Raw genomic sequence first — 13266 nt, 5'->3', positions numbered from 1 at the left:
TATAGAATGCGCCGCACGCAGCCCAATGTCACTACTTTCCATTTCTCATCTAATTTATGTCTAATAACTCCAATACAGCCAACCAAGATCAATTCGCGAATAAATCGCAAGCATGGTCTGCCCGTTTTTCAGAACCCGTGTCCGAGTTGGTAAAACGATATACCGCCTCCGTCAATTTTGATAAACGCCTTGCTCTTTTCGACATTCAGGGATCGTTAGCGCACGCCACCATGTTGGCAACCGTAGGCGTTATTAGCGATACTGATGCCGCCGATATTCATCGAGGCCTAACCCAAGTTGCCGACGAAATCCAAGAAGGTAGCTTTGAATGGCTATTAGACTTAGAAGATGTGCACCTTAACATCGAGAAACGACTTGTCGAAATCATTGGTGATGCAGGCAAACGCCTTCACACCGGCCGATCGCGCAATGATCAGGTAGCGACTGATATCCGCCTTTGGTTACGAGCAGAAATCGACAATGTAATTGAATTGCTGAATCAATTACGCCGTGCTCTTGCCACGTTGGCGCTTGAACATGCCGATACCATCATGCCGGGATTCACTCACCTGCAAGTTGCTCAGCCTGTTACTTTCGGGCACCACTTGCTTGCCTACGCCGAAATGTTCGGACGAGACGCAGAGCGTTTGGTCGACTGTCGCAAACGTGTGAACCGCTTACCTTTAGGCGCTGCCGCTCTGGCGGGCACAAGCTTTCCCATTGATCGTGAGCAAGTGGCAACGCTACTTGAGTTCGATGAAGTATGCCGTAACTCGTTAGATGCCGTGTCAGACCGCGACTTTGCCATCGAGTTCTGCGCCGCCTCAGCATTAATTATGACGCATATTTCACGGCTCTCCGAAGAGCTGGTGCTATGGGTAAGTCCTCGCATCGGCTTCATCGACATCGCCGATCGTTTTTGCACTGGTAGCTCAATCATGCCGCAAAAGAAGAATCCCGATGTTCCTGAGTTAGCCAGAGGTAAAACAGGCCGAGTCAATGGCCATCTTATTGCTCTATTAACGTTGATGAAGGGCCAGCCTCTTGCCTACAACAAAGACAACCAAGAAGATAAGGAAGGTCTTTTCGATGCCGCTGACACCATTCGCGACACGTTAACGATCTTTGTCGATATGGTATCGGGCATACGTGTGAATGCTGAAGCCATGCGAGAGGCCGCATTACAAGGCTTCGCTACGGCCACAGACCTTGCAGACTACCTAGTCAAGAAAGGTTTGCCGTTCCGCGACGCCCATGAAACAGTAGCCTTAGCCGTCAGACGCTGCGAAGAGAAAGGTTGTGACTTAGCGGGCCTTACGCTGTCCGAATTGCAAGCTTTTCATCCGGCGATAGACGACGACATTTACGATGTCTTGACGCTTGAGGGTTCTGTCAGCGCGCGCAAACACATTGGGGGTACGGCTCCTGAACGAGTGCGCATTGAAGCCCAACGCCTATTAGACAGCAAGAACTAGGCACCTATTACATCAATAACGCCGGAACGGTGATGCTGCACCGTTCCGGCGTATGGTATCAACTCAGCGATTTACTCGCACAGGCCAACCCGCGCAAGAAATCACTCAAGGCGTATCAAATACGGCAATAGACTCTACATGACCCGTATGGGGAAACATGTTAACGACCCCTGCGCTAGTCAGTTTGTAACCACCGTCGGTCACCAAGTAGCCTGCATCACGAGCTAAGCTAGCCGGATTACATGACACATACACAATGCGCTTAGGACGTTCAGCTGGCGTTAACTGCACTAACGCCTGACACACGGCTGCAGCACCATCTCGTGGTGGGTCGATCAGGATACGATCAAAATGACCTAACGAGCGTAGCCAATCGGCATCCACTTCAAATAAATTTAACGTACTGAAACTCGCCTTATCCTGCAAGCCGTGCGCCAACGCTGCTTCACGGGCTCGATCACATAAACTTGCACTACCTTCTACACCCACTACAGTCGCTGCTGTTCTGGCGATCGGCAATGTGAAATTACCCAAACCGCAAAACAAGTCCGCAACGCGCTCTCCCTCTTGGGTGTCTAACAAGGTTAATGCGCGGTGTATCAATGCCTGATTAATATGCGGATTAACCTGAGTAAAGTCCGCCGGTTTAAAAGGCATACGTAAATCGTATTCAGGCAGGCTGTAATACAAGCCAGACGCATCCTCTCGATCTAAGGGGTGCATCGTTTCTGGGCCTTTAGGTTGTAGCCACCAGACAATACCGTGTTTTTTTGCAAAGGCTCGCAAGGCGTCAATATCGTCTGTAGTGAGTGGGTTCAAATGACGCAAGGTTAGCGCCGTGTCGTTGTCACCCACTGCCACTTCAATTTGAGGGATTCGATCGGGTGTGGACATGCCAGTGATGAGCTCCCTCAGCGGTGTCAGCAAAGCAGACACATGGGCGGGAAGAATCATGCATTCGTGCATATCGGCAACATATCGGCTGCTGCGCTCTCTAAAACCTACGAGCACCCCACCCTTTTTATTGACCAAACGAACTGAAAAACGAGCTCGATAACGATAACCCCAATAAGGACCGTGCATGGCCGGCAACATGGTTTGCGCTTTAACACCCCCTAAGTGGTGTAGGGCATCTTCAAGAACACGTTGCTTTACAGCCACCTGCGCGCTGGGCTGCAAGTGCTGCATGACGCACCCACCACATAGATTGAAATTAGGACAGGGAGGCTCTACACGCTGCGCAGAGTGAGTTAATAGCTTTACTACACTGGCCTTATCATAAGACGTCTTAGCACGTACCGTTTTAACCTCTGCGCGCTCACCGGGCAGCACCCCATCCACAAACACCACCTTCCCTTCGTGATGCCCCACCCCACGTCCCTCTAAATCGAGAGACTCTATATCCAATATGTATGTCATCGTTAAACCACTAGCCCAATGATTCCAACACTAATTACTCGAGCTAGAGCGTACGCCCAAACCCGCTACTATAAAAACTCGCTGCTAAGTTTATCAACTCATGCCTCCCAGCGCATCAAAACGCAAAAACGCGATGCAAAGTACCTTTTTGCACCGCGTTTACGCTTATGGCTTTAAAAACGTTAGAGCTAAAATAGCCTTAACGCTCAGGCAAATACGATAAAGGGTTCACTGGCGTACCACGACGACGCACCTCAAAGTGCAGGCGTGGTGATGTGGTATCTGTTTGACCCAAGGACGCGATTCGCTGACCTTTTTTAACTTCATCCCCCGTTTTAACGGCCAAGGAATCGTTATGTGCGTATGCGGTGATAAATCCGTTTGTATGACCGAGCAAGATTAAATTACCTAAACCTCGCACGCCATTGCCTGCATACATAACTTTACCGTCTGCCGCTGCATGAATAGGGTCACCAACTGCTCCGGCAAGATCAATGCCCTTCGTATTGGCATTAAACGCTTGAATGATGTCGCCTCTGGCTGGCCAATCCCAAGAAATCAAACTAGCGTCGCTTGCTCGCGGCGCACTCGCGGGTTGCTCAAGCTTAGGCGGTGTTAAGGGCGCATCGGTTGCAGGAGCCGTAGGAGGCGTTGTGGTGACGGGGGGTGGTATGACAGCGACGGTTGGCCCTGTAGGGCTTGCACTGCTATCTAACACCAAACGCTGACCCACTCTTAACTGTGAGGGGTCAGTGATATTATTGATGTTGATTAACGTTGCCACATCCATATTGTGCATTTGGGCAATTTTGTACAACGTATCGCCCGACTGAACCACGTAGCTACCTTGCGCCGTAATGCTTGTCGAAGGGGCACCCGATGTGCCATCAACGATGGGGGCATGGTCTGTACGACTTGCACACCCAACCAATAGCACGGCGACCGCTGCAACGCTTAGCATTGCAGAACTAAAAGGACGGAATCGATAATCTCGAGCAGCTGATGACAAAGTTTTGCCTAAATGCTGCATAGGGCTCTCCTGAGAATCTTAAATCTGAGTACCGGATCGTAATGGAACAAAGCGAACTGCATCAAGCTCTTCGCGATTCCAAGACGCTGGACCAGTACGCTCTATCAATATTAATCGTTGCGTTGTCGAACCTTCGGGAGCAATTAAACGCCCGCCTACTGTTAATTGCTCAAGCAACGCTTTAGGAATGGCAATACCTGCGGCAGCAACAATGATCGCATCAAAAGGTGCAGCATGGGGTAACCCAAGCATGCCATCAGCATGGCTAAGTCTAACGCGACTTGATAACCTAAGTTCGCGTATTTTTTGATTCGCCAACTGATAAAGCCCTTGAATACGTTCAATTGCGTAAACATCAGGTATTAACTGCGCTAACACTGCAGCTTGATAACCACAGCCAGCGCCTACCTCGAGAATCTTAGCAGGCAGTTGATGCTCACACAACATCGAGATCATGTGCGCAACAATCCAAGGCTGAGAGATCGTCTGCCCATAACCTATAGGTAGTGCATCATCCTCGTAGGCACGGCTGGCTAAACCTTCGTCGATAAACAAATGTCTAGGCACAGCCATCATTGCCTGAAGCACGCGCTCGTTGTTAATTCCTTGCCGACGCAAGCGATCGATCATCATGCCACGCGAGCGCTCGGAGTTCAAACCCAAATTAACGCTACTTAACGTTGTGGCGGCATCCCACTGCTGTTTAGGCTTCAGTTGTCCCGGCTGAACGACTCGCGCGTTGCTATTGCTCGTGGTTAAACCACTTCCCAAACGCGAACGACCAAAGCGGTTGGTGGTGCCATCAGTCCAATTAAAACGATTAGTTGTGCGTTTCATTTTTGCTCATCCAACCACGCAACCCTGCAATATCGTCATAACTCGTCAAATCAAAACGCAGCGGGGAGATGGATACGGCACGATCCTGTATGGCACCAAAATCGGTGTCATTAGCAAAGTCGCGGACTTTACCCACCGGCCCAATCCAATAAATAGGTTCACCCGAAGGGGTCACGCTTTTAATGACGGGCTCTGAGGGATGACGTTTACCTAAGCGAGTGACTCGAGTTTCAGTGATCGCCTCGTAGGCAACATTCGGTATATTCACGTTTAGTAATGTTCCTGCAGGCAATGGCTCGTGCTGATAGCGCTGGACCACATCTTTCGCCACACGAGCAGCCGTATCTAAATGCTCCCAGCCTTTATCGACTAAGGAAAACGCAATGGACGGTATTCCAAACAAATGCCCTTCCATCGCTGCAGCAACGGTACCGGAATACAAGGTGTCGTCACCCATATTTGCCCCATTATTGATGCCTGACACAATAAGGTCGGGCCTGAAGTCAAGCAACCCAGTGAGTGCAATGTGCACGCTATCAGAAGGCGTACCGTTTACGTAATAAAAACCGTTTGAAGCTTGCTTTACAAATAAAGGACGATTTAACGTAAGCGCATTCGATGATGCACTGCAGTTAGTTTCTGGAGCGATTACCGTTAAGTCGCCTAAATCCGCTAACGCTGCATAAAGGGCCTCGATACCGGGTGCGTTGTAACCGTCATCATTAGAAACTAGTATTTTCATTTATAAACCAAATAATTTACAGAATTCAAGTTAATTGTACCCGTATGCTTTGTCGTTTTGAATGGAAGTGGTTAGAATCGCGACTCTAGCCTCTGGAGCCCTCATGGATAGTTCGTTACCGTTATTGATCGCTGCCCCCCTTGTCTCGGTTATCTCTTACCTGCTGGGATCCATCCCTTTTGCGGTAATTGTGAGCGCGCTGATGGGGCTGGAAGATCCTCGACATTTTGGCTCAAAGAATCCAGGAGCAACGAATGTCCTACGAAGTGGTAATAAAAAGGCGGCGGCCTTCACCTTACTGGGAGACACCTTAAAAGGCGTTATTGCCGTGTGCCTAACGAAGCTTGCTATTAGCCTATGGAGCTTAAGCCCCAGTCTTGCAGGTATCTCTGCGCTGGCCGTGTTTATAGGGCATGTTTATCCATTCACCCTTAAATTCAAAGGGGGTAAAGGCGTGGCGACCAGCTTGGGCATACTGTTTGCTCTCGAGCCCCTACTCGGCCTGCTTAGCCTCGTTACCTGGGTGTTGGTGTTTTACGTTAGCCGCTATTCATCACTATCCGCCATTATTGCCGCGGTATTAGCCCCCGTATATTACGTAATAGGGGGCAACGCTATTTGGTCTCTGAATCTAGGCATCGCTCTATGCTTAAGCCTTATTAGCGTTATTTTGCTGTGGCGTCACCAAACCAATATTAGTCGACTGCTACAAGGCAAAGAACCTAAAGTGAAATCAAAGCGGCGGTAAACGACTTATACAGACGAGGCCTCGTGTAGATCCCAGCGAGGTCTAACGGTAAAACTGGCCTTTTTCAGATTATCGGGTAACAAGCCCGCTCGCGCACGTAAAGCGGCGGCAAAAGCAATCATTGCCCCGTTATCAGTGCAGAACTCTAAAGGAGGAAAGTAGACTTCTGCCTGCAAGGCTTGCGCTTCACGCAACAAATGAGCACGCAAAGGAGCATTAGCACCGACCCCACCGGCAACCACCAAGCGTTTCAATCCGCTTTGCTTAAGTGCCCGTATGGCTTTGGTGGCCAACACATCAACAATGGCGGCTTCAGTGCCCGCAGCCAGATCCGCCAGATCTTGCGTAGAAACTGGTTTTTGTTCAGCCTCTAAGGCACGTAGTTTAGTAAGCACCGCTGTCTTTAAACCACTAAAACTGAAATCCAAATCTTTGCTGTGCTTCATGGGCCGAGGAAGCACAATCTGCTCTGGCCTGCCCTGTTGTGCCAATTTCGAAAGCGCCGGCCCCCCTGGATAGCCCAGCCCCATTAGCTTCGCACTTTTATCAAAGGCTTCTCCGGCCGCGTCATCTAAGGTCTCGCCTAGCAACGCATAGTCACCAACACCATTGACCTGCATAATCTGCGTGTGGCCACCTGACACGAGTAAAGCAATAAACGGGAACTCGGGCGTTGGCGTAGCGAGCAACGGCGATAACAAATGGCCTTCAAGGTGGTGAATGGGAATAGCGGGTAAATCCAAGGCCCATGCCATTGAGCGTGCGACACTGGCGCCCACTAATAATGCCCCAGCCAGCCCCGGCCCTGCGGTATACGCTACCGCGTCGACATCCGATAACTGTAAATTAGCTTGAGCCAGCGTTTGCTCTGTTAAAGGCAGCACCCGACGAATATGATCGCGAGATGCCAATTCGGGAACGACTCCACCGTAGGCTTCGTGCATCGCGATTTGACTGTGTAAGGCGTGGGCCAACAGGCCTCGTTCTGTGCACACGACGGCCACGCCTGTTTCATCGCAAGAGCTTTCATAACCAATAATAATCATAGTCAGAGTTTAACTCGAAATTAACGGATTCTGTATAATCCCCCCCGCTATCTATCAGTCATAGCCATAGATAACAAGTTTTTCCCATATGGGAAAACTCCTCGTTGCCACTTCCGAACCTAGGGGATAAATTCACTAATGGCTACTTCTATGAAAAGCGATTAGAATCCCACTTACAATTTGACACACTAGGTCATCTTGATCACGATAACAACACTCAGGGGAGACTTATGTTTGAACGTCTATTCAAGCTAAGCGAACACGGTACCAGCGTAAGAACAGAGATAGTGGCGGGCATCACCACTTTCCTGACCATGTCCTACATTATTTTCGTAAACCCAGACATTCTATCCACCACAGGCATGGACCGCGACGCCATTTTTGTCGCCACATGTTTAGCAGCTGTGATTGGTACCTTCATCATGGCCTTTGTCGCTAACTGGCCAATCGGTATGGCGCCGGGCATGGGCTTAAATGCCTTCTTCGCCTTTACCGTCGTAGCAGCCATGGGCTTTACTTGGCAACAAGCGCTAGGGGCTGTTTTTATTTCCGGTGTGATATTTATCATTCTGACCGTGACCGGCGTACGACGATGGATTGTCGATGGTATTCCTCGCTCTCTGCGCTCAGCCATTGCAGCGGGTATCGGTCTGTTTCTAGCCTTAATCGCCTTAACCAGTAGTCAGATCGTTGTCTCTAACCCTGCAACAAACATCACTTTAGGTGACCTGACCTCGCATCAAGCTCTTTACGCCATATTAGGCTTCTTCATCATCGCATCCCTGGACGCGCTTAAAGTTAGAGGCTCTATCTTAATTGGCATCTTGATCGTGACCGTACTGTCAATTTTTACAGGCCACACTCAATTCCAAGGCATCGTCTCCATGCCGCCAAGCCTCGCCCCTACCTTCCTACAACTGGATATCATGGGCGCCTTAAGCATGGGTTTAGCTCATGTGATTTTAGTGCTGGTTCTGGTCGAAGTGTTTGATGCAACAGGCACCATGATCGGTGTAGCCAAACGTGCAAACCTGATGGAAGAAGGCAAACCCAACCGTTTAGGCCGCGCGCTTTTTGCTGACAGTACTGCCATCGTTGCCGGCTCTTTAATTGGTACCAGTAGCACCACCGCTTATGTAGAAAGTGCCTCTGGCGTTCAAGCGGGCGGCCGTACAGGTCTTACCGCACTTACCATTGGTGTGCTCTTTTTATTGGCGCTATTTTTCTCGCCATTAGCAGGTGTGGTGCCAAGTTACGCTACTGCTCCGGCCCTACTTTACGTTGCGGGTCTGATGCTGCGTGAAATTACAGAAGTCGAATGGGAAGACGTCACTGAGGCCGCTCCAGCAGCCCTAACTGCCCTAGCGATGCCTTTCACTTACTCTATCGCGAACGGTTTGGCTTTCGGGTTTATTAGTTACGCTGCCTTGAAAATCGCTACAGGCCGTTTCCGCGACCTGCACCCAGCCACCATCATTGTTGCGCTGCTCTTTGTTGCAAAGTACGCTTTAGAATAACGCAGCAACGTTGAAAAACACGTTACACTAAGGTAGCGATACAGTTAAAACCAAGCGGCTTTGTTAAGCCGCTTTTTTTATAGGGGACTCACCAGATGAGCACAATCGACCTAAGCGAAGGTACATTTCAAGCAGCAGTAGAAGGTGATAAACCTCTTATCATTGACTTTTGGGCACCCTGGTGTGGACCATGCCGCCAATTTGCACCGACCTTTGAAGCGGTAGCGGCTAAACACGAAGACATCAGTTTTGCTAAAGTGAATACCGAAGAAGAGGAAGAGTTAGCTACTGCCCTGCGCATACGCTCCATTCCCACCATCATGGTGTTTCGTGAAAAAGTCCTATTGTTTTCTCATTCGGGTGCATTATCCGAGTCACAGCTTGAAGAGCTTGTCGCCCAAGTAAAAGCCGTAGACATGGAACAAGTTCATGCGGAAATTGCTGCCGAACAAAGCAAAGGCCCTGCGGCCCATTAGATTTCAATTTGCAAAAGCCAGTGGTATACCACTAGCCCTGTGAAATCTCAGCCCCTCGTTGACACCACATTTTGTGAACGAGGGGCTTTTAATCATTAGTTGATTCGTTATCATCAAAAAAGCGAATTTGCCCACGGCTTAGATTCGTAAAAGCTGTACGCAAATCATCAATCAAGCTTGTCGGCAACACCAAACGCCACTCGACCCCTTCTGCACCGAAACTCTCGTCAATGACCCTCGCATCGAACTGAGTCATTCTGGAACGCAGTAAATCAATATCGGGATAAGGGCAATGGCAGTGGAGCTCACTTTCATCTATTAGCTCTCGCTTTTCAGCTAGCCGCAAACATTGTGCGGCAACGCCCCCATAAGCACGCATCAAACCACCCGTGCCAAGCTTGACTCCGCCAAACCAACGAATGACCAGAACCACTACCTGATCACAATCTTGCCCCTCAATGGCTTGTAATATCGGCCTACCGGCAGTGCCACCAGGCTCACCATCATCGTTGAAACGATAGGCGCTACCTACTCGATACGCCCAGCAATTATGAGTGGCCTCTGGCACACTGTGCTGGGTGATAAACGCGAGAGCTTGCTCAGCCGTTGTCACGGGAGCGGCTAAAGCAAGGAATCGACTGCGTTTAATATCCTCTTCGTATTGAGCAAATTGGGACAGGGTATACAGCATGAACTCGCGTGATTAAACCTCAAGACCTCGGTAGGCCAGATAATCATCGTAATTGCCGATGAAGTCCTCAATTTTACCTTCTGGCAATACCTCAAGAATTCTCGTCGCCACTCCGGATACGAACTCTCGGTCATGCGACACAAAAATTAACGTACCCTGATACTTCTCAAGTGCAAACTGCAACGACTCGATGGATTCCATGTCTAAGTGGTTCGTCGGCTCGTCAAGCAACAGCACATTATGACGGCCCAACATTAAACGACCGAAGGTCATTCTGTTTTTCTCACCGCCTGACAGTACGTTGGTCATTTTTTTAATGTCATCAGCTGAAAATAATAACCGTCCTAACACTGAGCGAAGTGACTGATCATCATCGCCCTCTTGACGATAGTCGCTTAACCAATCGAACAAATTAACATCAGCCGAGAATTGATCGCTAACATCTTGGGCCATATAGCCAATATCGGCATTCTCTGCCCAAACAACCGTGCCACTATCGGGTGCAAGATTTGTTTGCAATAACCGTAGCAGAGTGGTCTTCCCTACTCCGTTCGCACCCACAATTGCGATACGCTCGCCAGCATCTACCGATAAATTAAGACGGTTAATAATCGGACGATCGTATGACTTCGATAGCCCCTCTACCTTTACCGCCAAACGATGCAAAGGCTTAGCTTGTTCAAATCGAATAAAGGGGTTTTGACGTGACGATGGTTTTACCTCAACCGTTTCCGCTTTAATGCGGCCAATTTGTTTGATACGAGAGGTCGCCTGACGCGCTTTGGACTTATTGGCTGAAAAGCGACGTACGAAATCTTGTAACTCGCCAATACGCTCTTTGGCTTTGGCATTGGCTTGCATCACACGCTCGCGCGCTTGGCTTGATGCCAACATATAGTCATCGTAATTACCAGGATAGACCCGCAACTCGCGGTAATCCAAATCGGCCATGTGCGTGCACACTTGATTTAAAAAGTGGCGGTCATGACTGATGATAATCATTGTGCTTTGGTAGCTATTGAGTACGTCCTCTAGCCAACGAATGGTATTGATATCCAAGTTATTCGTGGGCTCATCAAGTAGCAACACATCCGGGTTAGAAAAGAGAGCTTGCGCCAATAGCACTCGCAATTTCCACCCCGGTGCAATTTCACTCATGGGAAGCTGATGCTGCTCTACTGGGATCTCCAAGCCAAGCAGTAACTCGCCAGCTCGGGATTCCGCCGTGTAGCCATCGTATTCAGCAAAACGGGCCTCTAGATCGGCGGCTCGCATGTAATCGTCTTCAGTGGCTTCGGGGTTGGCGTAAATCGCATCGCGCTCGCTCATGGTTTCCCACATCTCTGTGTGCCCCATGAGCACCACATCGAGCACCCGATACTCTTCAAACGCAAACTGATCTTGTCTGAGTTTACCTAGCCTAACGCCGGGCTCTAGCGCAACGCTACCTGCCGTGGGCTCAAGGTCGCCCCCGATGATTTTCATAAACGTTGACTTGCCCGAGCCGTTAGCACCAATTAAGCCGTAACGATTAGCATCGCCAAATTTTACGCTGACGTTCTCAAATAAGGGTTTAGCACCAAATTGTATGGTTAAGTTTGCGGTTGAAATCACGAGAGCTTTACTTTCAGTGTGTAAGTGAACAACCCTCTAGTGTAGCAAGAGCCTGTTCTAAATAAATTTAATCGTGCTGATGTTCATCGAGCAATAAGTAGGCCATGTCGTCTTCCCATGCCACGCCTACCTGCTTGCCCACAGGCAACGTGGCCTTAATCTCGGTATGTCCGTAAGGTAGGCCCATAATAACTGCCGCTTTGGTGTTGCGCTTAAGCCACTGAATCACGGTTTCTAAGGAGTAACCGTTATCGTGCTCTGCTAAACGGTAGTCGCTGAACTTACCCAATAAAATGGCATGCTGACGATCGAGCACGCCCGAATAAAGCAATTGGCTTAGCATGCGTTCGATACGGTAAGGATGCTCACCTACATCTTCCAGAAAGAGTATGCCGCCATCAATTTGAGGAAAGTACGGCGTGCCCAACAACGAGCACACCATGGCGAGATTACCCCCCCACAATATACCGCGAGCATCCACGGGATCTGAGCCTACGGATTCGAAACTCAAAACCTCTAACTCGTGGCGCATCGTTTCAGCGAATAAATCAGCCGTCAGCTCATCAACCTGTTCGGCACCGAAATCGAACGCTGCGCAAGGCCCTGCATAACTAATAGCCCCTGTCTGAGCAAGCAGCGCCAAATTAAACGCCGTAAAATCACTATGTCCAACAAAGCGTTTGCCACTGTCAGCAATGGCTTTCCAATTGATATGGGGAAGTAAACGTGAGAGCCCATACCCGCCTCGGCTGGCTAAAACAATAGAATGCTCGCCAAGTAATGCTCGATCAAATGCCTGAAGCCGTTGCTCGTCCGTCCCCGCAAAGCGTTGAAAGGTTGCCGTAGCATCCGAATCAATCACACTGCTGAAACCCAACTGACTTAAGGTGCTTTGCGCCCGAAACAATGCGTTGGAATCAGGTAGAGCACTGGAGGGAGAAATAATGTAGATGGCATCATTTTCGGAGCGACAGATTTGACAATCATCGGTATGAACGTGACTCATGGGGCGATAGCTTCTTAAGTGAGGTAAGCGCTCATCATCGCGCTTTTAGCGCAACATCGCAAGCACCTATAGCAGCCCGTTTTCTTCTTGCTTTGCGTTCTGTTTGGCCTGCTTTGCTTGCGCTCGGCGCTGCCTAAAAAAATCGCGCAGCAGGGCTGAAGCCTCGTCCGCCAACAAACCGTGTTCGACCAGCGTTTGATGATTTAGGGCACTAAGGTGTAGGCTTAGTGCGCTGCCGCAAGCTCCTGTTTTTGGATCCAAGGCGGCAAAAACGACTCGCTTAACCCTCGCATGGATCAACGCTCCTATGCACATCACACACGGCTCTAACGTGACGTATAGCGATGTATCGGGCAACCTGTAATTTTTATGACGTAAAGCCGCATCACGCAACGCCACCATCTCTGCATGAGCACTTGGGTCATGCATGCTAATGGTCTGGTTATAGCCCGTGCCAATAACGCCCCCTTGAGGGTCTGTTAACACGGCCCCCACGGGTACCTCGCCCAACTCCCATGCTTTTTTAGCCAACATCAACGCCTGCTGCATCGCAGCCTCGTCGTAATCGGAAAAGCTAAATAACTGACTCATCACTTGCTTCACTTTACAAATACGAACTACATTTTAACGACTACCTAAGCGATCCACGAAGAAAGCACGGGTTT

At 49.6% G+C, this 13266-nt stretch carries 13 protein-coding genes; 4 read left to right on the top strand and 9 right to left on the bottom strand.

Annotation, left to right across the window (positions count from 1 at the left end; translation table 11 throughout):
- Positions 1-56 precede the first annotated feature (56 nt).
- On the top strand, positions 57-1475 hold the full coding sequence (gene argH, locus AC2UZI_RS07240) for an argininosuccinate lyase (RefSeq protein ID WP_486943137.1): 1419 nt from the start codon (positions 57-59) through the stop codon (positions 1473-1475).
- A 105-nt stretch (positions 1476-1580) separates the two neighbouring features.
- Here the strand turns inward: argH and rlmD are convergent, their stop codons facing one another.
- The 4 genes from rlmD to surE all read right to left on the bottom strand — a co-directional run bounded on the left by rlmD (position 1581) and on the right by surE (position 5503).
- On the bottom strand, positions 1581-2894 hold the full coding sequence (gene rlmD, locus AC2UZI_RS07235; protein ID WP_486943136.1) for a 23S rRNA (uracil(1939)-C(5))-methyltransferase RlmD: 1314 nt from the start codon (positions 2892-2894) through the stop codon (positions 1581-1583).
- A 199-nt stretch (positions 2895-3093) separates the two neighbouring features.
- Complete coding sequence (locus tag AC2UZI_RS07230; RefSeq protein ID WP_486943135.1) at positions 3094-3903, bottom strand: peptidoglycan DD-metalloendopeptidase family protein; 810 nt, start codon at positions 3901-3903, stop codon at positions 3094-3096.
- A gap of 39 nt (positions 3904-3942) precedes the next feature.
- A complete protein-coding gene (locus AC2UZI_RS07225; protein WP_486943134.1) occupies positions 3943-4761 on the bottom strand; it encodes a protein-L-isoaspartate(D-aspartate) O-methyltransferase in 819 nt (272 codons plus the stop codon).
- Positions 4745-5503 (bottom strand): 5'/3'-nucleotidase SurE, encoded by a 759-nt coding sequence (gene surE, locus AC2UZI_RS07220; protein WP_486943133.1) that lies wholly within the window; start codon positions 5501-5503, stop codon positions 4745-4747. Before surE ends, AC2UZI_RS07225 begins: the two co-directional genes overlap by 17 nt.
- Before the next feature lie 103 nt (positions 5504-5606).
- Between surE and plsY the strand changes: the two genes are divergently transcribed.
- Positions 5607-6251: a glycerol-3-phosphate 1-O-acyltransferase PlsY gene (gene plsY / locus AC2UZI_RS07215; protein ID WP_486943132.1), complete on the top strand. Its 645-nt coding sequence runs from the start codon at positions 5607-5609 to the stop codon at positions 6249-6251.
- A gap of 5 nt (positions 6252-6256) precedes the next feature.
- On the opposite strand, the gene tsaD is transcribed toward plsY, so the two are convergent.
- A complete protein-coding gene (gene tsaD, locus AC2UZI_RS07210; RefSeq protein ID WP_486943131.1) occupies positions 6257-7297 on the bottom strand; it encodes a tRNA (adenosine(37)-N6)-threonylcarbamoyltransferase complex transferase subunit TsaD in 1041 nt (346 codons plus the stop codon).
- Positions 7298-7527: 230 nt separating this feature from the next.
- On the opposite strand from tsaD, the gene AC2UZI_RS07205 reads away from it, so the two are divergent.
- Positions 7528-8814 carry an NCS2 family permease gene (locus AC2UZI_RS07205; protein WP_486943130.1) on the top strand — a complete coding sequence of 429 codons (1287 nt, stop codon included), beginning with the start codon at positions 7528-7530 and terminating at the stop codon, positions 8812-8814.
- Between the two features lie 95 nt (positions 8815-8909).
- Positions 8910-9290: a thioredoxin gene (trxA, locus tag AC2UZI_RS07200; RefSeq protein WP_486943129.1), complete on the top strand. Its 381-nt coding sequence runs from the start codon at positions 8910-8912 to the stop codon at positions 9288-9290.
- A gap of 88 nt (positions 9291-9378) precedes the next feature.
- Here the strand turns inward: trxA and AC2UZI_RS07195 are convergent, their stop codons facing one another.
- From AC2UZI_RS07195 to tadA, 4 genes are all read right to left on the bottom strand, one after another.
- Positions 9379-9981, bottom strand: coding sequence for an IMPACT family protein (locus tag AC2UZI_RS07195; protein ID WP_486943128.1), 603 nt, complete (start codon positions 9979-9981; stop codon positions 9379-9381).
- Between the two features lie 12 nt (positions 9982-9993).
- The gene (locus AC2UZI_RS07190; RefSeq protein ID WP_486943127.1) at positions 9994-11595 is read right to left on the bottom strand and encodes an ABC-F family ATPase; all 1602 of its coding nucleotides are present in this window, start codon (positions 11593-11595) and stop codon (positions 9994-9996) included.
- Positions 11596-11662: 67 nt separating this feature from the next.
- Positions 11663-12601 (bottom strand): LD-carboxypeptidase, encoded by a 939-nt coding sequence (locus AC2UZI_RS07185; protein WP_486943126.1) that lies wholly within the window; start codon positions 12599-12601, stop codon positions 11663-11665.
- A 66-nt stretch (positions 12602-12667) separates the two neighbouring features.
- The gene (tadA, locus tag AC2UZI_RS07180; RefSeq protein ID WP_486943125.1) at positions 12668-13192 is read right to left on the bottom strand and encodes a tRNA adenosine(34) deaminase TadA; all 525 of its coding nucleotides are present in this window, start codon (positions 13190-13192) and stop codon (positions 12668-12670) included.
- Positions 13193-13266 lie beyond the last annotated feature (74 nt).

Source organism: Paenalcaligenes sp. DL 463, from assembly GCF_057475185.1.
This window is presented reverse-complemented; position numbering and strand designations above follow the sequence as displayed.